Origin of the sequence: Pararobbsia alpina (assembly GCF_902859895.1) — a bacterium.
Lineage (GTDB): Bacteria > Pseudomonadota > Gammaproteobacteria > Burkholderiales > Burkholderiaceae > Pararobbsia > Pararobbsia alpina.
The window spans coordinates 1-23,596 of the sequence record NZ_CADIKM010000030.1 but is presented as its reverse complement, the minus strand read 5'-3'; the positions used below and the strand labels follow the sequence as shown (position 1 = coordinate 23,596).

21 protein-coding genes, 4 tRNA genes and 1 other RNA gene are annotated in these 23,596 nt (G+C 62.3%); 18 read left to right on the top strand and 8 right to left on the bottom strand.

Going from position 1 to position 23,596, the window contains the following annotated elements:
• Window positions 1–97: 97 nt before the first annotated feature.
• Window positions 98–196, bottom strand: an RNA gene (ffs, locus tag HV670_RS22015) — signal recognition particle sRNA small type.
• Between the two features lie 441 nt (window positions 197–637).
• On the opposite strand from ffs, the gene trxA reads away from it, so the two are divergent.
• The 4 genes from trxA (at window position 638) to HV670_RS21995 (ending at window position 3,738) form a co-directional block, all read left to right on the top strand.
• Window positions 638–964 (top strand): thioredoxin TrxA, encoded by a 327-nt coding sequence (gene trxA, locus HV670_RS22010; RefSeq protein ID WP_175107062.1) that lies wholly within the window; start codon window positions 638–640, stop codon window positions 962–964.
• 177 nt (window positions 965–1,141) lie between these two features.
• Complete coding sequence (rho, locus tag HV670_RS22005; RefSeq protein WP_175107061.1) at window positions 1,142–2,404, top strand: transcription termination factor Rho; 1,263 nt, start codon at window positions 1,142–1,144, stop codon at window positions 2,402–2,404.
• A gap of 33 nt (window positions 2,405–2,437) precedes the next feature.
• Complete coding sequence (locus HV670_RS22000; RefSeq protein WP_175107060.1) at window positions 2,438–3,277, top strand: M90 family metallopeptidase; 840 nt, start codon at window positions 2,438–2,440, stop codon at window positions 3,275–3,277.
• 197 nt (window positions 3,278–3,474) lie between these two features.
• Window positions 3,475–3,738, top strand: a complete 264-nt coding sequence (locus HV670_RS21995) for a type B 50S ribosomal protein L31 (protein ID WP_175107059.1) — start codon at window positions 3,475–3,477, stop codon at window positions 3,736–3,738.
• A 75-nt stretch (window positions 3,739–3,813) separates the two neighbouring features.
• Here HV670_RS21995 and HV670_RS21990 read toward each other — a convergent pair whose 3' ends face one another.
• Entirely contained in the window at window positions 3,814–4,119 is a 306-nt protein-coding gene (locus HV670_RS21990; protein WP_175107057.1) for a helix-turn-helix domain-containing protein, read from the bottom strand.
• A gap of 311 nt (window positions 4,120–4,430) precedes the next feature.
• Between HV670_RS21990 and deoC the strand changes: the two genes are divergently transcribed.
• From deoC to HV670_RS21950, 8 genes are all read left to right on the top strand, one after another.
• Window positions 4,431–5,420 (top strand): deoxyribose-phosphate aldolase, encoded by a 990-nt coding sequence (gene deoC, locus HV670_RS21985; RefSeq protein ID WP_425511451.1) that lies wholly within the window; start codon window positions 4,431–4,433, stop codon window positions 5,418–5,420.
• 22 nt (window positions 5,421–5,442) lie between these two features.
• On the top strand, window positions 5,443–7,920 hold the full coding sequence (locus HV670_RS21980) for an aldehyde dehydrogenase family protein (RefSeq protein WP_175107053.1): 2,478 nt from the start codon (window positions 5,443–5,445) through the stop codon (window positions 7,918–7,920).
• 76 nt (window positions 7,921–7,996) lie between these two features.
• A complete protein-coding gene (locus tag HV670_RS21975) occupies window positions 7,997–8,473 on the top strand; it encodes an RbsD/FucU family protein (RefSeq protein ID WP_175107051.1) in 477 nt (158 codons plus the stop codon).
• Window positions 8,470–9,399, top strand: coding sequence for a ribokinase (gene rbsK, locus HV670_RS21970; protein ID WP_175107049.1), 930 nt, complete (start codon window positions 8,470–8,472; stop codon window positions 9,397–9,399). The genes HV670_RS21975 and rbsK overlap by 4 nt, the downstream gene beginning before the upstream one ends.
• Before the next feature lie 61 nt (window positions 9,400–9,460).
• Entirely contained in the window at window positions 9,461–10,510 is a 1,050-nt protein-coding gene (locus HV670_RS21965) for an ABC transporter permease (protein ID WP_175107048.1), read from the top strand.
• Between the two features lie 98 nt (window positions 10,511–10,608).
• Entirely contained in the window at window positions 10,609–11,613 is a 1,005-nt protein-coding gene (locus HV670_RS21960) for an autoinducer 2 ABC transporter substrate-binding protein (protein ID WP_175107046.1), read from the top strand.
• A 110-nt stretch (window positions 11,614–11,723) separates the two neighbouring features.
• Window positions 11,724–13,262, top strand: coding sequence for a sugar ABC transporter ATP-binding protein (locus tag HV670_RS21955; RefSeq protein WP_246257808.1), 1,539 nt, complete (start codon window positions 11,724–11,726; stop codon window positions 13,260–13,262).
• Window positions 13,259–14,296: an ABC transporter permease gene (locus HV670_RS21950; RefSeq protein WP_175107042.1), complete on the top strand. Its 1,038-nt coding sequence runs from the start codon at window positions 13,259–13,261 to the stop codon at window positions 14,294–14,296. The genes HV670_RS21955 and HV670_RS21950 overlap by 4 nt, the downstream gene beginning before the upstream one ends.
• Window positions 14,297–14,403: 107 nt before the next feature.
• Here HV670_RS21950 and HV670_RS21945 read toward each other — a convergent pair whose 3' ends face one another.
• Window positions 14,404–15,135, bottom strand: coding sequence for a DeoR family transcriptional regulator (locus HV670_RS21945; protein WP_175107122.1), 732 nt, complete (start codon window positions 15,133–15,135; stop codon window positions 14,404–14,406).
• 339 nt (window positions 15,136–15,474) lie between these two features.
• Here HV670_RS21945 and HV670_RS21940 point away from each other — a divergent pair, with 339 nt between their 5' ends.
• From HV670_RS21940 to HV670_RS21925, 4 genes are all read left to right on the top strand, one after another.
• Window positions 15,475–17,229 carry an ArnT family glycosyltransferase gene (locus HV670_RS21940; protein ID WP_175107040.1) on the top strand — a complete coding sequence of 585 codons (1,755 nt, stop codon included), beginning with the start codon at window positions 15,475–15,477 and terminating at the stop codon, window positions 17,227–17,229.
• A 110-nt stretch (window positions 17,230–17,339) separates the two neighbouring features.
• A complete protein-coding gene (locus HV670_RS21935; RefSeq protein WP_175107038.1) occupies window positions 17,340–18,704 on the top strand; it encodes an MATE family efflux transporter in 1,365 nt (454 codons plus the stop codon).
• A 429-nt stretch (window positions 18,705–19,133) separates the two neighbouring features.
• Window positions 19,134–19,622 (top strand): ComEA family DNA-binding protein, encoded by a 489-nt coding sequence (locus tag HV670_RS21930; RefSeq protein ID WP_175107036.1) that lies wholly within the window; start codon window positions 19,134–19,136, stop codon window positions 19,620–19,622.
• Complete coding sequence (locus HV670_RS21925) at window positions 19,507–20,100, top strand: YidB family protein (protein WP_281362441.1); 594 nt, start codon at window positions 19,507–19,509, stop codon at window positions 20,098–20,100. Before HV670_RS21930 ends, HV670_RS21925 begins: the two co-directional genes overlap by 116 nt.
• 64 nt (window positions 20,101–20,164) lie before the next feature.
• Here the strand turns inward: HV670_RS21925 and HV670_RS21920 are convergent, their stop codons facing one another.
• The 5 genes from HV670_RS21920 to HV670_RS21900 all read right to left on the bottom strand — a co-directional run bounded on the left by HV670_RS21920 (window position 20,165) and on the right by HV670_RS21900 (window position 21,308).
• On the bottom strand, window positions 20,165–20,608 hold the full coding sequence (locus tag HV670_RS21920; protein WP_246257806.1) for a DUF2917 domain-containing protein: 444 nt from the start codon (window positions 20,606–20,608) through the stop codon (window positions 20,165–20,167).
• A 171-nt stretch (window positions 20,609–20,779) separates the two neighbouring features.
• Window positions 20,780–20,856: transfer RNA gene (locus HV670_RS21915), tRNA-Asp, on the bottom strand.
• Between the two features lie 85 nt (window positions 20,857–20,941).
• Window positions 20,942–21,017: transfer RNA gene (locus tag HV670_RS21910), tRNA-Glu, on the bottom strand.
• Window positions 21,018–21,070: 53 nt separating this feature from the next.
• Window positions 21,071–21,147, bottom strand: a tRNA-Asp gene (locus tag HV670_RS21905).
• Between the two features lie 85 nt (window positions 21,148–21,232).
• Window positions 21,233–21,308, bottom strand: a tRNA-Glu gene (locus HV670_RS21900).
• A gap of 649 nt (window positions 21,309–21,957) precedes the next feature.
• On the opposite strand from HV670_RS21900, the gene HV670_RS21895 reads away from it, so the two are divergent.
• Window positions 21,958–23,106: a DSD1 family PLP-dependent enzyme gene (locus HV670_RS21895; RefSeq protein ID WP_175107118.1), complete on the top strand. Its 1,149-nt coding sequence runs from the start codon at window positions 21,958–21,960 to the stop codon at window positions 23,104–23,106.
• A 238-nt stretch (window positions 23,107–23,344) separates the two neighbouring features.
• Window positions 23,345–23,596, top strand: a 252-nt coding sequence (locus HV670_RS21890) for a catalase (RefSeq protein WP_175107032.1), incomplete at its 3' end; no start/stop codon positions are given.

Below are 23,596 nucleotides of genomic sequence, written 5' to 3'. Positions count from 1 at the left end.
TCGTTCGGTCTGTCGTACCGGTGCCGCCGTCCATCTGCCTGCGGGCAGCGCGGCGGCCGGATGCTTGGCGCAGGGTGATCCAGAGGATCGAAAGAGGGGTGACGAGCCTGACCCTCGGCACTGGTGGAAAACGGCTGTGGCTGCTTCGTTCCCGACCTGACCAGGTTGACCGCGCCGCCATGCGAGGAGGCCCGTCACGGCGCATTCTAACACCGGGGGCCCGGTGCCCGACAAGCCTCAATGACGGATATCGCGCCGCGCCTGGCAATTTTCCGCGCAAGCTCTTGATTCGCCTCGCTCTGCCCTCATCTTCGGAGCGAAGCAGAGGTGACGGAGCCCGCTTTCAGGCCAGCCGGGACGACTCGAACGAGCGTCCGAGGAAATTCAAGGCCGCTCGAAGCCCGTTCCCGCGACGTGGTCCGACGGCTCGAGCCGCCTTCCCACGACTGTAAGGAATTGGGCTAAGATGAATCAACGGGGTACCGTCCCGGCGCCGAACACCGTCCCGGCGACGTTTGGTCTCGATGACCGTCCATCCTGGACAGCCGCGGAGGCGACGGATTTTTATAGCGTTTTGGTGTATTGTGGCGTCCACGTGAAACCCAGCCCGATACCGGCGCGACGAGGTAATCAGACAATGAGCGAACAAATCAAGCATATCAGCGACGCATCGTTCGAACAGGACGTCGTCAAGGCAGACAAACCTGTCCTGTTGGACTTCTGGGCGGAGTGGTGCGGTCCGTGCAAAATGATTGCGCCGATCCTCGATGAAGTCGCGAGCGAATATACGGACCGCCTGCAGATCGCCAAGCTGAATGTTGACGAAAACCAGTCGACCCCGGCGAAGTTCGGCGTGCGCGGCATTCCGACGCTGATTCTCTTCAAGAATGGCGCAGTCGCCGCGCAGAAAGTCGGCGCGCTGTCCAAGTCGCAACTGGCCGCTTTCCTCGACAGCCACCTGTGATCATCGAGCCCATGTTGCCACACGGCAACATGGGCTAGCACGCAGGCGTAGCGGAACCTCGCGCGTGCTGTGCTAAGATTCGCCCCATCCTTTTCAAACACGTCTCCGAACGCTTTTTCGAGCGTCCGCCTGCCCCTTCCCAATTCGCAGCACATCTCTCCCCTCCGGGATTCCCGCATGCATTTATCCGAACTCAAGTCTCAACACGTTTCCGCGTTGATCGAATTGGCCAATGGTCTCGAGATCGAGAACGCAAACCGACTGCGCAAGCAGGAGTTGATGTTTGCGATTCTCAAGAAGCGCGCGAAGACTGGCGAAACGATATTCGGCGACGGCACGCTTGAAGTGCTGCCCGACGGGTTCGGCTTTCTGCGCTCGCCTGAAACCTCGTATCTCGCCAGCACGGACGATATCTATATCAGTCCCTCGCAGATCCGACGTTTCAACCTGCACACAGGTGACACGATCGAAGGCGAAGTGCGCACGCCGAAAGACGGCGAACGCTACTTCGCGCTCGTGAAGGTCGACAAGGTCAACCGGGAAGCGCCCGAGGCCTCGAAACACAAGATCATGTTCGAGAACCTCACGCCGCTGCATCCGAACAAGCCGCTGATTCTCGAGCGCGAGATGCGCGGCGAGGAAAACGTGACGAGCCGGATCATCGACATGATCTCGCCGATCGGCAAGGGCCAGCGCGGCCTGCTCGTCGCCTCGCCGAAGTCCGGCAAGACGGTGATGCTCCAGCACATCGCGCATGCGATCAAGACCAATCACCCGGATGTCACGCTGTTCGTGCTGCTGATCGACGAGCGTCCTGAGGAAGTGACGGAAATGCAGCGTTCGGTCGCGGGCGAAGTCATCGCGTCGACCTTCGACGAACCGGCGGCGCGCCACGTCCAGGTCGCCGAAATGGTCAGCGAGAAAGCCAAGCGCCTCGTCGAAATGAAGCAGGACGTCGTCATCCTGCTTGACTCGATCACCCGCCTCGCGCGTGCCTACAACACGGTCGTGCCGGCCTCGGGCAAGGTGCTGACCGGTGGTGTCGACGCCAATGCGCTGCAACGTCCGAAGCGTTTCTTCGGCGCGGCACGTAACGTCGAGGAAGGTGGCTCGCTGACGATCATCGGTACCGCGCTGATCGAAACCGGCAGCCGCATGGACGACGTGATCTACGAAGAATTCAAGGGCACCGGCAACATGGAAGTGCACCTCGAGCGCCGTCTTGCCGAGAAGCGCGTCTACCCGTCGATCAATCTGAACAAGTCCGGCACCCGTCGCGAAGAACTGCTGATCAAGCCGGACATCCTTCAGAAAATCTGGGTACTGCGCAAGTTCATCCACGACATGGACGAAATCGAGGCGATGGAATTCCTGCTCGACAAGGTCAAGCAGACCAAGAGTAATTCTGAGTTCTTCGACTTGATGCGTCGCGGCGGCTAAAGCCCGCGCATCGGGACACACCGCGGTGCCGACGTGCTGACCTCTTTCTCCCGCTGGATTGGTTCACGCAAACGCGAGCGCGCGTTGCGCGAGCATGCGATCGGCGACGTACTCTGGGAACAGACGCTCGCCGGCCTGCCGTTTCTCGACTGGCTCGACGCCCCCGGGCGTGCGCGCCTGCGCGAGTTGAGCAGCCTCTTTCTTTCGCAGAAACAGTTTTCGACGGCGCATGAACTCGTGCTGACTGACGAGATCTGCGTAGCCATCGCGGCACAGGCCGCGCTGCCTGTGCTGAACCTCGGGCTCGAATTCTACCGCGGCTGGGTTGGCGTCATCGTCTATCCCGGCGAATTCGTGATCCGCAAGACCGTCGAGGACGAGGACGGTGTAGTTCACGAGGTCGTTCAGGATGCGAGTGGCGAAGCGTGGGAAGGTGGCCCGGTGCTGCTCTCGTGGGAAGACGTAAAGTTGAGCGACGGCCACGGCGCCTATAACGTCGTCATTCACGAATTCGCGCACAAGATCGATATGCTTGCCGGCGACGCGGACGGCCGGCCGCCCCTGATCCGGCGTTTGCATCCCGATCTGAGTCCGCGCGAGTGGGAGGACATCTTCGACAATGCCTACGACAGATTCTGCCGTCGTGTGGATGGCATTCCGGAGCGGCGATGGACGCAGTTCGCCGAGACGTCGCTGATCGACCCTTATGCGGCCGATCATCCATCGGAATTCTTTGCGGTCTGCAGTGAAGCGCTGTTTGTGACGCCGCGCGAATTCGAATCCGAGTATCCCGAGCTGTACCGCCTGCTTGCACGGTACTACCGGCAGGATCCGGCGCGCGTGCTGGCGACTCCGTTCACGCCGCCGGCTTAAAGAAGGCTGGAGCGGGAGTTCCGGATTCGGCGCGGGACACCCGTACGAATTCTTCCGGCCTCTTCAAAATCGCTCGCAACAGACTGATTCTCTGGCATAATCGCGGTTTTCCCACTTTGGCAAGTGGCTCCCGCACCGGCAAAACGGCCGGCGATCTTCACGGTGGGCTGGCTACCGCTCGCAATCAAGGACGCATCATGAAAGAAGGCATTCACCCGAACTACCGCGAAGTGCTGTTCCACGACGTGTCGAACGACTTCAAGTTCGTGACCCGCTCGACGATCAACACCCGCGAAACTGCCGAATTCGAAGGCAAGCAATATCCGCTCGCGAAGATCGAAGTCTCGTCGGAATCGCATCCGTTCTACACGGGTACGCAAAAGATCATGGACACGGCCGGCCGTGTCGAGAAGTTCCGTCAGAAGTTCGGTACCCGCGCAACCGGCAAGGCTGCGAAGTAATACCGCTTCGGCGCCGACCGCCTCCAAGGGCGGTCACAAAAAAGGAGCAGCTCAGGCTGCTCTTTTTTTTCGCCATTACAACAGCACTTCCAGCCCCTTCCGGTCCACCAGATCCAGCAATTTCAACGAGGGACCGTTCGGGCGCTTCTGTCCCTGTTCCCACTTTTGCACCGTCGAGGCACTCGTGTTCAGGCACGCGGCAAAAACTGCCTGGCTCGCTTTGATGCGCTGGCGCAGCCGCTTGATCTGGGTCGCGCTGTAGTCTTTGATCGGCGGCAGACATAGTGCATCGAATTCCCTCAGCGTCACCGCATCCATCGTGCCGGCTCGATAGAGACCCTGCGCCGTTTCATGCAATGCGTTCAGTAGCTTGTCGCTCATTGCTCATTACCTCGTATAACTCGCTCAATGCGTCGCCGCCTGCCACGCCCAGGACTCAGGCAAACGTCTATTTTGCGAAGACTCGGGCGAGATGTGTCCCGGAAATGTGTCAGATCGCGCCTTCGAACGCGCTTTCACCTCGGCGGAGCTCCCTGAATCTCTAACTTTCATGCCTGGTCGAGTACTAACAAACCCCGATGTTAGAATCTCAACATCTATGTAACATACACAACACCCTGCCTCACCTGAAGTCCGCCCATTCCATGACTGACTCATCTGTTCTCGACAGCACAACGTCGAACATCCTGCCGATGCGGTCCGCGGCCGATCAGCCGCTCGTCCGCAATCCGGGCGTATCGTTCGACGCGTCCTGGTTCGATGCGCTACGCGTGAATTTGAGCGCAGTCGAGCGGCGCGTCGCGACGCTCGGTGCGCGCCGTTCGGTCAAGAAAGATGCGCAGGCCGCGTGGCTGCTCAAGGCCGTGACCTGCATCGACCTCACCACGTTGAGCGGCGACGACACGGCCGGCCGCGTGCGGCGACTCTGTGCGAAAGCCCGCCAGCCCGTGCGGGCCGACCTGCTGGATGCATTGGGCATCGATAGCGGTACGCCGTCAGCCAGTCCCTCGCTGCACACCGGTGCGGTCTGCGTCTATCACCGCTTTGTCGCAACCGCCGTCGATGCACTCGCCGGTAGCGGCATCCCCGTTGCCGCGGTCTCGACAGGCTTCCCCGCCGGCCTCATTCCACATGAATTCAAGCTGAACGAAATCGCCGCGTCAGTTGCCGATGGTGCCGAGGAGATCGATATCGTCGTGACGCGCGAGCACGTGCTCACGGGTAACTGGCAAGCGCTCTATGACGAAGTCCGCGATTTCCGCAAAGCCTGCGGGAACGCGCATCTCAAGGCCATCCTGGCGACCGGCGATATCCAGACGCTCTCGAACATCGCGCGCGCCTCGATGGTCTGCATGATGGCCGGCGCCGATTTCATCAAGACCTCGACCGGCAAGGAAGGCGTCAACGCGACGCTCGCCGTCTCGCTCGTCATGGTCCGCGCCATCCGTGACTATCACGAACGCACGGGCTGGCGAGTGGGCTTCAAACCGGCGGGCGGCGTATCGACCGCAAAGAGCGTGCTGAACTACCTGATCCTCATGAAGGAGGAACTCGGGCGCCGCTGGCTCGAGCCGGATCTTTTCCGGATCGGCGCGTCGAGCCTGCTCGCGGATATCGAACGCCAACTCGAACATCATGCAAGCGGCCGTTATTCAGCCTTCCACCGCCATCCCCTTGCGTAGCGCGCCCCTGAGCACAAGCCCCATGAGCATAGCCGAGTACTTTTCTTCGATGGATTACGGTCCCGCCCCGGAAGACGACAAGGCCGCGCGCGCGTGGCTTGCCGAACACAACGCGCGCTTCGGTCACTTCATCGGCGGCGCCTGGTCGCCCTTCTCCGACGCCGCCAGCTTCGAAACACAGGAACCCGCGAATGGCCGGATGCTCGCCCGTATCGCCCAAGGCAGCGCTGCCGATGTCGACCGCGCGGTCAGCGCGGCCCGCGCCGCACAACCGGCCTGGTATCGATTGGGCGGCCATGGGCGCGCAAAACATCTCTATGCGCTCGCACGCATGGTGCAGCGGCACAGCCGCCTGTTCGCCGTCCTCGAATCGCTCGACAACGGCAAGCCGATCCGGGAGTCGCGCGATATCGATATCCCGCTCGTCGCACGCCATCTGCTCTACTACGCCGGCTGGGCTCAGCTCCAGGAATCCGAGTTCCCCGACTGGGCACCGCTCGGCGTGGTCGGCCAGATCGTGCCGTGGAACTTCCCTTTGTTGATGCTCGCATGGAAAATCGCGCCGGCGCTCGCACTCGGCAACTGCGTCGTGTTGAAGCCGGCTGAATTCACACCGCTGACTGCCCTGCTGTTCGCCGAACTCGCCGATCGTGCCGGGCTGCCCAAGGGCGTGCTCAATGTCGTGACCGGCGACGGTACGACAGGCGCCGCACTCGTCGAACATGCGGGCGTCGACAAGATTGCGTTCACAGGTTCGACCGAAGTCGGCAGGCTGATCCGCAAGACCACCGCCGGCACCGGCAAGTCGCTGACGCTCGAACTCGGCGGCAAGTCGCCATTCATCGTCTTCGATGATGCCGACCTCGACAGCGCGGCCGAAGGTGTCGTCGACGCGATCTGGTTCAATCAGGGGCAGGTCTGCTGCGCGGGTTCGCGGCTGCTTGTTCACGAGGGTATTGAGCAGCGTTTTGTCGACAAGCTCCGGCGACGCATGGAGACCCTGCGTGTCGGCACTTCGCTCGACAAAGGCATCGACATCGGCGCGATCATCGATCCGATCCAGCTTGAGCGGATCACGACGCTCGTCGAGCGCGGCGTCGAAGAAGGCTGCGCGGTCTGGCAACCGGCAACGCTCAGGCTGCCGAAGGACGGCAGCTATTTTCCGCCCACCCTGATCACCGGGGTATCGCCGGCCTCGGTGCTCGCACAGGAAGAAATCTTCGGGCCGGTACTCGTCACGATGACGTTTCGCACGCCCGACGAGGCGGTCGCGCTGGCCAACCATACCCGCTATGGACTCGCGGCGAGCGTCTGGACTGAAACGATAGGCCGTGCGCTCGATATCGCCCCCCGGCTCGCCTCGGGTGTCGTCTGGATCAATGCGACCAATCTTTTTGACGCGAGCGTGGGTTTCGGCGGCTACCGCGAGTCGGGCTTCGGCCGCGAAGGCGGCCGCGAAGGTGCCTATGAATACCTGAAGCCGCGCGCCTGGACGGCGTTCAAACCCCGAACGCAGACGCGCGCAAAAGTTTCGGTGCCGGCCGGCGGTGATGAAACAAGCAGCACTTCGCAGGCCGGTCATGTGGCAATCGATGTGGCGCAGGGCGATGGCGAAGGCGATCTGTCGCTCGCCACGCGCAATGTGGGCACCCCGCTATTCATCGATCGCACCGCGAAGCTCTTTATCGGCGGCAAGCAGACACGGCCTGACGGCGGCAACTCCACCGTCGTGTTGTCTCCTGCCGGTGAGCGCCTCGGTGAAGTCGGAGACGGCAATCGCAAGGACATCCGCGATGCGGTCGCCGCTGCGCGCGGTGCGCAAAAGTGGGCGAATGCGACACCGCACAATCGCTCGCAGGTGCTGTTCTTTCTCGCGGAGAATCTCGCGGTCCGCGCAACCGAGTTCGCTCGCCAACTCGTTGAGCGCACCGGCATGTCAGAGACGGATGCCACCGCCGAAGTCGAACATTCGATCGACCGCCTGTTTACCTATGCCGCATGGGCGGACAAATTCGAAGGGGCGATTCACCAGCCGCCGTTACGCGGCGTCGCACTTGCGATGAACGAGCCGCTCGGGGTGATCGGTATCGGCTGCCCCGACGAACAGCCGCTGCTGTCGTTCATCTCGCTGCTCGCGCCGGCCATCGCACTCGGCAACCGCGTCGTGATCGTGCCCAGCCGGGCGTGTCCGCTGATGGCAACGGACTTCTATCAGGTTATCGAAACTTCCGATGTGCCGCCGGGTGTCGTCAATATCGTGACGGGCGATCCGCGGACGCTGGTTGGCGTCCTCGCCTCCCACGACGACGTCGATGCGGTCTGGAGCTTCGGCGACGCCGGGCAATCGGCCGACGTCGAACGCGCATCGATCGGCAATCTGAAGCGCACGTTCGTCGACCATGGCCGCGAACTCGACTGGACCACACCCGACGCGGAGGGCCTCGTGTTCCTGCGGCAGGCCAGCCAGGTCAAGAACATCTGGATACCCTACGGCGATTGACGCGCCGCCGAAACGTCACACGGATTGGATGAAAGCTCGCTAGAAGCTGAAACCTCAAAAGCAACAAGGAGACGATGTGCTCAAGAATCTCGACCCGCTGTTGAACGCCGACGTGCTGTATGCCCTGCAGTCGATGGGTCATGGCGACGAACTGGTGATCTGCGATGCGCACTTCCCGGCCGATTCGATCGCGCGTGAGACGGTGCTCGGCAAGCTGCTACGCATCGATGCGGTGCCCGCTTCGCGCGTGCTGAAGGCGGTCTTGTCGGTGCTGCCGCTCGACACTTTCGTCGACGCACCCGCGTTGCGCATGGAAGTCGTCGGTGAACCGCAAACCATTCCCGCCGCCCAACGCGACGCGCAACGCGAACTCGAGGCCAGCGGCGAAAAGGCAAGCTTCGCGCCGCTTGAACGCATGGCCTTCTACGAACGCGCGAAGCGCGCCTATTGCGTGATCGCAAGCGGCGAACAGCGCGGTTACGGCTGCTTCATCCTCAAGAAGGGCGTGTTGATGAAAGCCGACAACGAGGTCCGCTCCGGAGACCCGCAATGAGCCACAAGGGCGTCTTCATTCTCGGCATCTACGTGACAGACCTCACGTTCCGTGCGGCGCGCATGCCCCTGCTCGGTGAAACGATCGCAGGCTCGGCCTTCAAGATGGGCCCCGGTGGCAAGGGATCGAACCAGGCCGTTGCCGCCGCGCGTGCCGGCGCAAAGGTCATCTTCTGCACACGGATCGGCAACGATGCGTTCGGCAGGATCGCTCGCGCAACCTGGGAAACCGAAGGCATCGACGCACGCGCGACCGTACTTGACGACCAGTCGACCGGTGCGGCGCATATCTTCGTCGACGACAAGAATGGCCGCAACGCAATCATCGTCGCCGCCGGCGCGGCCGGCACGATGGTCGCCGCGGATATCGAAGCGCTCGAAGCCGAAATCGCGGCGTCCGCCGTCTTCGTGACCCAGCTCGAGCAGCCCCTTGCTGTGGCTCGTCGCGGCCTCGAACTCGCCCGCAAACACCGTGTGATCACGGTGTTCAATCCGGCCCCCGCCGAGCCGGTCGACGACGATGTGTATCCGCTGTGCGACTACATCACGCCCAACGAAACCGAGGCCGCCGCGCTGACCGGCATCACGGTCAGTTCGGTCGACGATGCCCGCCGCGCCGCCGACGTCCTGCTTGCGAAGGGTGTCGGCACCGCCATCATCACGCTCGGCGAGGCGGGTGCGCTGTTTCATTCGGCGCGGCACTCGGAGCTCGTGCCCGCATTTCATTGCGGTCCCGTGGTCGAGACGGCCGGGGCCGGCGACGGCTTCACCGGCGGTTTTGCCACCGCATTGGCGAACGGAGACGAACCGCTCCAGGCCGTGCGCTTCGCATGCGCGCTCGCGAGTCTATCCGTCACGCGCCCGGGCACGGCCCCTTCGATGCCGACGCTGGCCGAGATCAGCGCCGTGCTGCAGGTCGCCGCATGATCACGCAGCGGCTCGTATCCCCTACGCTTTACCCTTCACGACCGGGAGTTTCGCCCGCATCATGAAAACCCAGCAAGCCCCTTCGAGCCTGTTCAAGGACCGGCAACTGAATTTCCTGGTCGCCGTGAACATCCTGATCATCGTCGTCGCGATGGTGCTCTCGCGCGGTGCGTTTGGCGGCATCGACAATGTACAGTCGATGGCGAGCCAGCTGCCGGAAGTCGGACTGCTCGCGCTCGGGATCATGCTGTCGATGATCTCCGGCAACGGCGGGATCGACCTCTCGGGCGTCGGTCTGGCGAACCTCTCGGGCATGGTCGCCGCGCTTACCGTGCCGCAGTACATCAGCGGTGACGACTCGCCGGGCCTCTACACCGCCGCATTCGTCGCGATCACGCTTGCGATGGGCCTGCTAGGCGGACTGCTCAACGGGCTCATCATCGCCTACCTGCGGCTCACGCCGATTCTGTGCACGCTCGGCACGCAACTCGTTTTCACAGGCCTCGCGGTGGTCATGAGCAACGGCGCTTCAGTTCACGTCGACTATGTGGATCCGCTCTCGGCCATTGGCAACGGTTCGTTCTTCCAGGTGCCGATCTCGTTCCTGATCTTCGTCGCCGTCCTCCTGCTGCTCGGCTGGATCCTGCGTCACCGTCCTTTCGGGCTGAAGCTCTACCTGATGGGCACCAACCCGAAGGCCGCCGTCTACGCGGGTATTCCACAAGCGAAAATGCTGATCGGCACCTACGTGCTCTGCGGACTGATGGCCTCCCTCGCAGGCCTGATCTCGACCTCGCATACCTTGAGCGCGAAATGGGACTACGGCAACTCCTATCTGCTGATCGCGATCCTGATCGCGGTCATGGGGGGTGTGAACCCGGCCGGCGGCTATGGCCGCGTGCTTTGCGTGCTGTTCTCCGCCACCGCGCTGCAGCTGCTCTCGAGCCTCTTCAACCTGATCGGTGTTTCGCAGTTCTTCGGTGATTGCGCATGGGGCTTCCTGCTGCTCGCCTCGCTTGCCTTTGCGGGCAATGTGCGCATGCCGCTGCGCCTCGGCAGCCCTACACCCAAGCCGCCTGCGCCGCCGCCCACGCCGCCGAGGACAAGCTAGAACTGCCGGTCCATCGATGTGTTCGCGGAAGCCAGCCCCCCCGGGGAGTCCGCATGTGCCACCCAGGGGGAAATCAAAAAAACCTCAGGAGACATGACATGAAACTGACCCGACTGACCGTCGTCCTCGCCGGCGCCGCACTCGCCCTCGGCGCCATCGCTTTCGCCGACGCGGCGACCGACCAGACCATCGTGACCGTCGTCAAGGTGACCGGCATCAACTGGTTCAACCGGATGGACGACGGCGTGAAGGAGTTCGCGAAGGACAATCCCGGCATCAATGCCTACCAGACCGGACCCGGCCGCGCGGATGCCGCGCAGCAGCTGAAGATCATCGAAGACCTGATCGCGAAGAAGGTCACGGCGCTCGCCGTCGTCCCGTTCGATCCGCCTACGCTCGAGCCCGCGCTCAAGAAGGCGATGGACCGCGGCATCAAGGTCGTCACGCATGAGGCCGACAACGAGAAGAACACCGATATCGATATTGAGGCGTTCGACAACTCGGCCTACGGCGCCTCGCTCAACGAGAGCTTGGCGGGCTGCATGCACCAGGACGGCAAATGGGTCGCGCTGGTCGGTTCGCTCGGCAGCCGCTCGCAGGTCCAGTGGGCCGACGGCGGGATCGACAATGCCAAGAAGAAGTACCCGAAGATGAACCTCGTCGAGCCGAAACTCGAGACAAACAACGACGCCGAACGCGCCTATGAAGTCGCGAAGGAGGTGCTGCGCAAGCATCCGGACCTCAAGGGCTTCCAGGGCTCGTCGTCGCTCGACGTGATCGGCATCGGCCGTGCCATCGAGGAAGCGGGCATGCAGGGCAAGATCTGCGTCTATGGCACGGGCCTGCCGACCGAAGCTGGCAAGTTCCTCGAATCGGGCGCGATCAACGGCATCGCGTTCTGGGATCCGAAGCTCGCGGGCCTCGCGATGAACAAGATCGCGAAGATGCTGATCGACGGCAAGACCGTGACCAATGGTATGGATCTTGGCTTGCCGGGCTATACGAAGGTCACCGTCACGAAGGGCCCGGGCAAGGGCATCATCGTGCGCGGCCAGGGATGGGTCGACGTGGACAAGTCGAACTACAAGCAATACCCGTTCTGATCACGGCCTCGGCCTGCGAAGGCCGAAAAGTAACCGGCGCGCGTGCGGATTGCGCGACGCTCCGGTTACTCAGTGAACCCGTAGTGACGACCGATTTGAAGAAGCCAGCCATGACACCTGTTGCAGATGCGGATGCGAAGCTGTTCCTCGAAGTCGTTGGCGTGCACAAACGCTTTACCGGCGTGCATGCCCTGCGCGGCGTGAGCCTGCAGTTCGAGCGCGGGCAAATCTATCACCTGCTCGGCGAGAACGGCTGCGGCAAGAGCACGCTGATCAAGATCATCGCAGGCGCCCAGCCGCCGGACGAAGGTCATCTGGTCGTCGACGGCACGCGCTACGACGGGCTCACCGCCCTGCAGGCGCTTTCGGCGGGTATCGAAACGGTCTATCAGGACCTGTCGCTGCTGCCGAACATGAACGTCGCGGAAAACATCGGCCTGACGCCCGAGCTCGCCGAGCATAACGGTCGGCTCACCCGCACGTTCGATCGCAAGGCGCTAGCCCGGACTGCCGCGCGCGCGCTCCACGAAGTCGGCCTGCCCTCGGACGCCGACTTCCAGGCAACCCTGATCGAGCAGTTGCCGCTCGCGACACGCCAGCTTGTCGCGATTGCACGGGGTATCGCGAGCGAAGCCAAATTCGTGATCATGGACGAACCGACGGCATCGCTGACCCAGAAGGAAGTCGACAACCTGATTCGCGTGCTGAACGGCCTGCGCGCGCGAGGCGTGACCGTCCTCTTCGTCAGCCACAAGCTCGACGAATGTTATGCGATCGGCGGCCAGGTGATCATCATGCGCGACGGCCAGAAGATGTCGCAAGGTCCCATCGAGCACTACACCAAGGCGCGGATCAGCGAACTGATGACCGGACGGCAGTTGTCGAGCGAACGCTATCGCGATACCGAGCCGACTGGCGAGGCGATCTTCGAGGTCCAACACCTCGGCCGCGGCGAACAGTTCCAGGACGTAAGTTTCAGCCTGCGCGGCGGCGAGATTCTCGGCATCACGGGCCTGCTCGACTCGGGTCGCAACGAACTCGCCCGCGCGCTCGCGGGTGTCGCGCATGCGAGCACCGGCGAGATACGACTGCGCGGCAAACCGATCCGCCTGCGTACGCCATCGGACGCGATCCGGCACCGGATCGGCTATGTGCCGGAAGACCGCCTGAACGAGGGCCTGTTTCTCGACAAGCCGATTCGCGACAACGTGATCACCGCCGTCATTGACCGGCTGCGCGGCCGCGCGGGCCAGATCGATCGCGCTAAGGTGCGTGCGCTCGCCGATAAGACCGTCAGGGATCTCCAGATCGCGACGCCCGATATCGACAAGCCCGTGCAGTCGCTGTCCGGCGGCAATCAGCAGCGCGTGCTGATCGGCCGCTGGCTGACGATCGATCCCGCGATCCTGATCCTGCATGGGCCGACTGTCGGTGTCGATGTCGGCTCGAAGGACACCATCTACAAGATCATGCAGCATCTGTCCCAACAGGGCATCGGCATCCTGCTGATCAGCGACGACCTGCCCGAACTGCTGCAGAACTGCGATCGTATCCTGATGATGAAGAAGGGCCGGCTCGCCGAGCAATTCGATGCCCGGCAGCTCACCGAGCCCGTCCTGTACCACGCACTTCTGTCCGAGGCAGCATGAACCCGACTGCGACCACCCCGACGACTGCCGTCGTACTGACGCCCGCGCGACCCGCCCCGCGCGTGCTGGACCGTCTGATGCGGCACCCCGAATTGTTCACGCTCGCCCTGCTGGTGCTGACCTGCATCGGCGTCGGGCTGATCAACCCCCGCTTCTTCCAGCTCGCGACGCTCTTCGACCTCCTGCATAGCGCGACGATCACCGGCCTGTTCGCATGCGGCGCACTCGTCGTGCTCGCCTCGGGCGGCATCGATGTGTCGTTCACCGCCGTCGCCGCGCTCGTCATGTATTCGATCACGAAGGCCGTGTTCGCGTGGTGGCCCGATATGCCGTTCGCGCTGATCCTCGTGCTCGGCGCCATCGGCGGCACGCTGCTCGGCCTGATCAACGGCACCGTCGTCCACCGGCTGCGCGCGCCCTCGCTGATCGTGACGATCGGCACGCAGTATCTGTATCGCGGGATCTTGCTGACCTTCGTCGGCACGTCGTTCTTCATGAACATCCCGCACAGCATGGATCATTTCGGGCGGATCGCGCTGCTCCACTATCAGACGCTCGACGGCCTGCGCGCGGTATTGCCCGCCTCGGTCATCGCGCTCGTGATCGGCGCGGCGCTAACGTGGTGGCTGCTCAAGCGGACCATGATGGGCCGCGGCGTCTATGCGATGGGCGGCAGCCTCGCGATTGCCGAGCGGCTCGGCTACAACGTGCGCGCGATCCATCTGTTCGTGTTCGGCTATGCGGGGCTGCTTGCGGGCGTGGCCGGCATCCTTCACGTCTCGAACAACCGGCTCGCGAATCCGTTCGATCTCGTCGGCACCGAACTCGATGTGATCGCGGCCGTGATTCTTGGCGGTGCGCGCATTACGGGGGGAACCGGCACGGTGTGGGGCACCCTGCTCGGGGTGATGCTCGTCACCCTGATCAACCAGGTGCTGATCCTCATTGGCGTGCCGAGCACCTTGCAGAAGGTGATCGTCGGCGTTTTCATCCTGGTCGCGGGTACGCTGTTCGCGTTCGCGCGGCGGCGATAGACGCGCGAGGACTGGCGAGCGTAGCCGGGCATCGGAGTCATACTCGTTTCGGTGCCGGCGGCGGAAATCCCAGCCGCTGGAGCCGTGATATCCAGTACGCCGGGTAACTAGTGTGCGCCGCGCAGCTGTTGTCCCTGCTCCGAAATGACCGAGTCGAAGTCGCCGATCTGCGCAAAGCGCACGGCGCGGACCAGTCCGAACTTGCTCGAGTCGACGACCAGATGACGCTCGACCGCACTGACCATCGCCGCCTGCTTGATCGGCACTTCATGGAAATTCCAGCAGCTCACCCCACGCGCGACATCGACTCCGCCTGCGGAAATCAGCGCCTTGTTGATGCCGATATGGCGCAGGGTCTCGAGGCTTTCGTTGCCCGTAAATGAATCGGACGACGGGACATAAACGCCCCCGAGCAGGATCAGCCGGATGTTGTCCATACGCCTGACGGCCTCCGCGACGTTCAGCGAGTAGCAGATCACCGTCACGTTGAGCTCTCTCGGGATGTAGCGCCCAATGGTCGCAAGCGTCGTACCGCAATCGACGAACACCGTGTCGTTCGCCGCGATCAGGCGTGCCGCGATAGCGCAGGCCTGCGCCTTGGCCTGCGCAAAATGCTCTTCCTCGGTCTCCAGGACATAGGCGCTCCCGCCACTCGCCGGCAGCTTCGCCGCATTGACGATATGGCCACCCAGGTAGGTAAACAGGTCTGGGTTCGCGGCCACGTCGCGGCGCACCGTCATCTCCGACACGCCGAGCAGCGATACGGCCTCGCGAAGATGGATCACGCCCTGGTCGTCGAGCACCTTCGCCAGCGCGCGCACGCGGTCTGACTTCTGCATCATGGGTTCCGCTGTCAAGAAGGCGCCCGTAACGAAGCGCCGTAAAGGGAGCTGGGACTTAAGACTCTTGAGTTAAGATTCTTTCGTTTATTTGAAAGAATTATAACAAATGGATCACCGCCAGCGGTGGGGATTCCTGGCTTACTAGGGCAACCCCGAATCACAATCCCCGAGGCCTACATCGCATCGCACTGGATCGCAAAACAGCTTTTACATTCACTCATGTTTCTGCACATTCACTGTCGTCCGATCGCGATACCAGGAGGTTAAATATCGCCAGCCCGGCTAAAATGCCGGATTCTTTTCGGTGCCGTCACGCACACCCGAACCGACTCACGCATGCGAACCACCGTCCGTCTCACTGCCTCCGCAACCAGCGCCCTGCCGCGCTGGTTGCTGTTCGCGATCTGCATCGTTTATGCGGTATCGGGCCTGTTCGGCCGCGACCCATGGAAGAACGAGGATGCGGCCGCATTCGGTGTAATGTGGACGATGGCCAACGGCGGCTGGCACGACTGGCTGCTGCCCAATCTCGTCGGCAAGGTGATCACCGCGACGGGTCCACTGCCGTTCTGGCTCGGCGCGATCTTCATCCGCGCCCTCGGCCCCTATCTCGCGCCCAACGACGCGGCCCACGCGCTGACCGGCTTCATGTTCTCCGGCACCTGCGCGTTCGTCTGGTATGGCACGTATCTGCTCGGCCGGCGCCCCGAAGTGCAGCCCTTTAAATACGCCTTCGGCGGTGAACCGTCGCCGCGCGACTATGGCCGCACGCTAGCCGACGGCGCGCTGCTGATCTTGCTCGCTTCGTTCGGCCTCGCCGAGCGCGGTCACGAATCGACGCCGCAGATCGCGCAGCTCGCATGCGCGGCGATGTTCATCTACGGCCTCGTGCGCGCCCTCGACAAACCCTGGCAAGGCGCATGCTGGACCGGCGCCGCGCTCGGCTTTTTCGTGCTGTGCGCGAATCCTCCGCTGTTGCTCGCCTTGTTTATCGCGCTGATCGCCGTGACACTCGTTGTCCGGCAGATCGACAGCCGCAAGCTGCTACTCGTCGCGATTCCGCTCGGCCTCGTGATCGGTGCGAGCTGGCCGCTCGCCGCGTATCTGAGCTATCCCGCGGATGCCGCATCGTTCCTGCACGACTGGGTCGCGAACAATTTCGCGAACTTCCGCGGCTCTCCAAAGGGCGCCCTGTTCTATGCGGCCAAGAACCTGCCCTTGTTCACATGGCCCGCCTGGCCGCTCGCGATCTGGACCTGGGTCAGTTGGCCCGACCTGCGGCGTGCGCCGCATATCGCGATTCCGCTGTCGGTCGTGATGACGGTCCTGCTGTTGATCCTGCTTCAGCAGCGCGAGACCAATCTGCTGTTCCTGCTGCTGCTGCCTGCCCTCGCCATCATGGCGAGCTTCGGGCTACCGACGCTCAAGCGCGAAGCGATCAACGCCTTCGACTGGTTTGCGGTGCTGAGCTTCACGATCGTCGGCGGTTTTGTCTGGGTCGTCTGGATCGCTTCGCAAACGGGCCAGCCCGCGCCGATCGCGCGCAATCTGAGCCGTCTCGTGCCGGGTTTCCGGCCGGAGTTCAACGTCGTCTCGCTGATCCTGGCACTGGTCGTCACGGCGTGCTGGATTGCGCTCGTACGCTGGCGGCTGACGCGCCACCCGAAGGTACTGTGGCGCAGCGTCGTGCTGTCGAGCGCCGGCACCACGCTGATGTGGGTCTTGCTGATGACGCTGTGGCTGCCGCTCGTCAACTTCAGCCGGACCTACCGCGATGTCGCAACACAGATCGCCACGCATCTGCCGTCCGACTACGTCTGCATTTCTCCGGTCCGCCTCGGTGACGCGCAGCTCGCGTCGTTCGCCTATTTCGGCAATATGCACTTCGCGTTCGACGACTCCGACTGCGACGTCCTGCTGCGCCAGGACACGCAGGACTACAATCCGCCCGCCTCGCTGAGCAGCTATACATGGAAGCTCGTCTGGGAAGGCCGGCGTGCGGCCGACCGCGACGAACGTTTCCGGCTTTATGTGCGGGTCGAGCGCCCGAAGCGTCCGACACCGGCCATCAAGCGCAATCCGCCGCGCTGAGCGCGCGATGGATCACGCTCCTTGGTCTCGCCATCGATGCCTCTTACTGATCCCACGCATCGCTCCCCATTCTGATTCGGCGCCACTTGCCGCGCGCCGTCCTGCCGCCCATGTTCAAACACGTCAAACGCATTGCCGCCCTCGCCTGGCCCGTGCTGATCGGGCAACTTGCGATCATTGCGTTCGGTGTGCTCGATACCGCGATGGTCGGCCGGTACTCGGCGCTCGATCTCGCCTCGCTCGGGCTCGGCGCGTCGATCTACATTTCCGTCTATGTGACACTGACCGGCATCCTGGTCGCCTTGATGCCGATTGCGGGTCATCTATACGGAGCGAAGCGAATCGGCGAGATTGGTAACGAAGTCCGCCAGGCGCTCTGGCTCTCAGTGGGGCTCTCGGTGATCGGCGTCATCGTGCTGGGCTTCCCCGCTCCGCTGCTGGCACTCGCCGACGCGCCGCCCGAACTCGCGGCGCGGACCACGGCCTATCTGCAGATCCTCGCGGTGGGCATACCGGCCGGGCTGGTCTTTCGCGTGTTCAACTCCCTGTCGACGGCGATCTCGCGGCCCCGCATGGTCATGGCCCTGCAGATCTTCGATCTCGTGCTCAAGGTGCCGCTGAATGCCTGGTTCATCTTCGGCGGCTTCGGACTGGCGGCGCACGGCGGCCCCGGCAGCGCGCTCGCGACCACGCTGATCAACTTCGGCTCGGCCGCGATCGGGCTGGTCTTCATGGCACGCCATCCGGCGTATCGGCAGCTCGGCGTGTTCTCGACGTTCTGCTGGCCGCAGTGGAAACATCAGGTCGCACTGCTCAAGCTCGGTTTGCCAATGGGGCTCTCGTACCTGATCGAGGTCACGAGCTATACCTTCATGGCGATCTTCATCACGCATTTCGGCACGACGATTCTCGCGGGCCACCAGATCACGGCCAACCTCGGCGCAGTGCTCTATATGACGCCGCTATCGATCGGCATCGCGACCTCGACGCTCGTGTCCCAGGCACTCGGCGCCCAGCAGCGCGCCGAAGCCCGCACGCTCGCACTGCACGGCATCATGCTGGCCGGCTGCATGGCGGTCGTCTGGACCACGCTCGTGCTCTGCCTGCGCCATCCGATCATCGCCGCCTACACGCCGAACCCACAGGTCGTCACCGCTGCGCTGCCGCTCGTGACGATCGTCGCGGTCTATCACTTGTTCGACGCGATCCAGTGCTCGACGGCCTTTGTCCTGCGGGCCTACAAGATCACGGTCGTGCCAACCGTGATCTACGCGGTTGCACTTTGGGGCGTGGGCCTGGGCGGCGGTTATATCGCGGGGTTCAATGTGCCGGGCAATCTGCCGGACATGTTCACGGGCGCGCGCGGCTTCTGGCTCGCCAATCTGGCCAGTCTCGTGATCGCGGGCGGTGCCTTGCTGATCTATTGGCTGCGGATCAGCCGCCCGCAAAGCAGCCTTCAAGTGCCGGCGAGTTGAGCATGATAGATTTGCGATCCGGACATTGTTCCGGTTCTGTGAGCGTGATCGGCCACTGAATTCGCCTGTCACAGCCGTTCTATCGCGGTGCTGCGCGATCTCGCGGAATCATCTCCTGCAGAGATTGGCTTCAAATCACGAGCGTACGATCCGTTCGTGTTTGTATCGGTACCCGCCGCCGACTACGGAGCGCCTCAGCCGCCCTTTCACATCATCGATCCCGCGCACGAATGCGGAACTTGACGTACTCCTGAGGGTACCTCGTATCCGCTTCGCCGATCACGAGCCACGCAAACACATATGACAATGACACGTTCACAGTAGTGTGCGCTGCCGTGCGCGCTCGACTATCGCCCAATTTATCCTATTCTTATCGGGCAGCCATTCGATTCTCAGTGTCCGCGAACAACCTGAACACGGAGCCAACAAATGATTAAGAAGCTGCTTATGGTGGTCCTGGGATGGTTGTTGATCGCGGCAAGCGTATCCGCGCTCGAACTCAATTCGGCTTCGCAGGCCGAACTCGATGCGCTCAAGGGCATCGGTCCGGTCAAGTCCAAGGCGATCATCGACGAACGTACGAAGAACGGTCCGTTCAAGAATGCCGACGATTTCGCGAAGCGCGTGAAAGGGGTCGGTGACAAGACGGTCGTCAATCTCGAAGCGCAAGGGCTCACGATCAATGGTTCGGCCGCCCCGCCAACGGGCAGCACCGCAAAGGCAGCGGCCCCCGCCAAAGCCCCCGGTACCAACGTGAAGAGCACCCCCGCGACCACGACGGCTAGCGCGGCGGATACGGGCGATATGGCGTCATCGGCGCAAGGCAAGAAGTCGACAAAAGCCTCCAAGAAAGAGAAGGCAGCAGCAAGCGCGGCCAGCGCGGCAGCGGCCGCCTCATCCTTATCCAAGACAAAATAGACATCGCGGATCGGGTTCCGATCCGCCTCACTCTCGTTGTGGAGGCATCATGGGCTTACTCGATTCCGTTACATCGATGTTGGGTTCCTCGGGCGCAGGCAAAGAAGGCGGCGGTACGCAGACATCCGTACTCGCCGCGGCGCTCGAATATGTGAACGAGCAACCGGGCGGCATCTCCGGCTTGATCCAGCAATTCCAGCAACACGGCCTCGGTGGCGTCATCTCTTCGTGGGTCGGCACGGGTGCCAATCAGCCGATCTCGCCCGATCAGGTTCAGAGTGCACTGGGTGACGGTGCGATGGGTTCGATCGCACAGAAAGCGGGTGTTTCGCCCGATCAGATCTCGACCGTGCTGAGCCAGGTCCTGCCTCATCTAGTCGACAAGGCAACACCGAACGGCGAAGTGCCGCAGGACGGCACGCTCAACGCCGGCAGCATCATGGGTGCACTCGGCGGCCTGTTCGGACCGCGCACCTGAGTTTGTGAAGTCCCGGCGAGTTGGTCACTCGTCACTAGCGTCAATTCGCCGGGCTTGCGCATCCTCATCGCAGTGAGGCGAGCAGTCCGAACCAGCGGCTCATGCTCGGGCGAAACCAGGCATAGCGGCTGGTCAGCGAAACATCCGCGCTCATGTCGCCGTCGACGCTCAGCCAGATACGCTCGCCGCGCTTCAGGCGAAGCGAATCGCCCGGCTGCAGCCAGTAGTCGTATTCCGACGAGGCGCGCGTGAGCCAGATGCGCGCACCGTTCACCTGCAATTCCGAAGCGACGCGCACGCGCCACTCGACCGTCTCCATCGGCGCCACTGAAAAGTGAATCGTGATCCTCGGACTTCGAGCAGACTCACTTGTCTGGTCGCTCGATAATCCGGAACAGGCAGACTGCTGGCTGGCTTGATCCATCATCTTCTCCGTCGTTGAACCGGTGGACGGAGGTGCCAATAAAAAAGCCCCGCCGATTCCGGTGGGGCTTTGTACTTGCGTCACTGACACAGATGTCTAACGCACGCACCTCCCCAATGACGCCGTATGGACGTTCATTGGGTTTTTAATCGCGATGGCGATGAAGGCGAGTGCTTGCATGGGATCGAGTGTGTCGAAGGGCTTACGGCTTGTCAAGAAAAAAGCCGCTCAGTGCACTGAGCGGCTTTCCTTGACTGGCGGAGTGGACGGGACTCGAACCCGCGACCCCCGGCGTGACAGGCCGGTATTCTAACCAACTGAACTACCACTCCAAACTACGCTCACTTCATTTCGCGTCACACCAAAGCGTTCGCGAAACTGGCACACATCGCTACTACTACGATGACGCCCGAAATCTGGCGTCCCCTAGGGGATTCGAACCCCTGTACTCACCGTGAAAGGGTGATGTCCTAGGCCTCTAGACGAAGGGGACCTGACTACACTGAATAAAAAAGCCGCCCAGTGCGCTGAGCGGCTTTTCTTGATTGGCGGAGTGGACGGGACTCGAACCCGCGACCCCCGGCGTGACAGGCCGGTATTCTAACCAACTGAACTACCACTCCAAACTACGCTCACTTCATTTCGCGTCACACCAAAGCGTTCGCGAAACTGGCACACATCGCCACTACTACGATGACGCCCGGAATCTGGCGTCCCCTAGGGGATTCGAACCCCTGTACTCACCGTGAAAGGGTGATGTCCTAGGCCTCTAGACGAAGGGGACATAATCTTGATCAAATCAAGTTTTACCGCGTTTTCACTACTTTTTTCTGCTGTCTTGCTGCGTCTTTCACCGCAGCAACAGAAGCGAGGAGTATATCTGACTCGTATCTGCCTGGGAAGCTTTTTTTCTTCAGCGCCTTATTCGTGGCGGCTTTGCGAGCGATCGAACACTTCGCTTGCGCCCCACTACCGCCGGCCCTGAAAAGCGACGCGTCTTGAGCTCGAACCTTCTGCCGGTGCGCCCTCAAAACCCTGGAAACCCGCGCCAGGCAACGCTCTCAGCGCTTACAAAAAAACGCTGGCTGCGCGGCGGGGTACACTATCCATGATATGGCCGGCTTCTGCAAGAAATTTTTGCCACGAAGCACCAAGACATTCACATCGCGAACCGCCCCGCTTGCTGCCCCCGACCGGCCTTCAACCGCCAATCGGAGAGTCGGCGATTATACATGTCCAATTCGTCCTGGACTTTGCGCACTGCCCTCTGAAATCGTGCGAACCACCGCTATATCCACAGCCGGTTTTTCGTCGCGGACGATCAATCCGTCCAGCTCGGCGAGTACTATCCCTTGGAAATCGCATGCCGCGCGATAGCGACGTCGTCCGCGTGCCGTTTCACGTTCTTCAACACCCACGTCGCACCGCAAGCTATGACACTCGATACGCTCGATACCCCCGCAGCCCTGATCGACCTCCCTCGCATGGAGCGCAACATCGCGCTCATGCAGGAACGCATGAATGCACTGGGCGTCAGGTTCAGGCCGCACGTCAAGACATCCAAGTCCATCGACGTGGTGAGGGCACAGATTGCCGCCGGCGCACAAGGCGTCACGGTTTCCACGCTGAAAGAGGCCGAAGCGTTCTTCGATGCCGGCGTGAGGGATATCCTCTATGCCGTTGGCATCGCCCCCTCGAAACTGCCGAGAGCCCTGGCGCTCCGCAAGAAGGGATGCGATCTGAAACTGCTGGTCGACAACACGACGACGGCGGCAGCTCTGGCGCGGTTCGGCCAGGAGCACGGCGAGACGTTCGAGGTGTACATCGAAGTGGATACCGACGGTCACCGGTCAGGCCTAGCGCCTGAACAGGACGCGCTGCTCGAAGTCGGCCGCGTTCTGCACGAGAACGGCGTGCGGGTCGGCGGGGTCATGACACATGCAGGTGCCAGCTATGAACTCCATACGCCGGACAGCCTCGCCGCATGCGCCGAGCAGGAGCGGGCCGGCTGTGTTCGCGCGGCTGAACGGCTGCGTGGGGCAGGCATTCCCTGCGACGTGGTAAGCGTCGGCTCGACGCCGACCGCACTGTCCGCACGCAAGCTCGACGGCGTCACGGAAGTACGCGCGGGTGTCTATGTGTTCTTCGATCTCGTGATGTACAACGTAGGTGTATGCACGCTGGACGATATCGCGCTCAGCGTGCTGACGACAGTCATCGGACATCAGCCTGAAAAAGGCTGGGCCATTGTCGACGCGGGCTGGATGGCCATGAGCCGGGACCGCGGTACATCCGCGCAGACGATGGATTTTGGATACGGCCTACCCTGCCTGCTGGACGGAACACCGCTGCCGGGCTATCGGATGACAGGCGCGAATCAGGAGCACGGCATCCTCTGCGCCGTGAAGCTCGATCCATCAGAGAACACTGCTTCGAGCGATATCGAAACTCGCCTGCCGATCGGAACGCGACTCAGGATCCTGCCCAATCACGCCTGCGCTACCAGCGCTCAATTCCCCGAGTATCACGTCGTGCTGGCTTCGGGCGATGTTGCGGTGTGGGATCGTTTCTACGGGTGGTAATGGCCGCGAAGCAGATCTCTCGCTGACAAACCGGCCTGACGTAGAAGCAACTGTACTCCACCGCGGTATCATTGCCGCAGCCGCGCTATCCTGCTGTGCTTTCTGATAGTGAATCCCTATTGTGGCAGTGAAAAAGCACAAACACGCGACATCCAATTCGTTGATATCTTCAATGCACTGACGGCGCATCTGAAAGTCGATGCACGGCAAAGACACTCCCCACCCATTGAGGATAGGCATGACGAAATTGACAACCGCGTTCGGCGCACCGATCGTCGACAATCAGAACGTTCAAACTGCGGGTCCGCGCGGTCCGATGCTGTTGCAGGACGTCTGGTTCCTGGAAAAGCTCGCCCACTTCGATCGCGAAGTGATTCCCGAGCGCCGCATGCACGCCAAGGGCTCGGGCGCGTTCGGCACATTCACCGTCACGCACGACATCACGAAGTACACACGCGCCAAGATTTTTTCGCAGATCGGCAAGCAAACG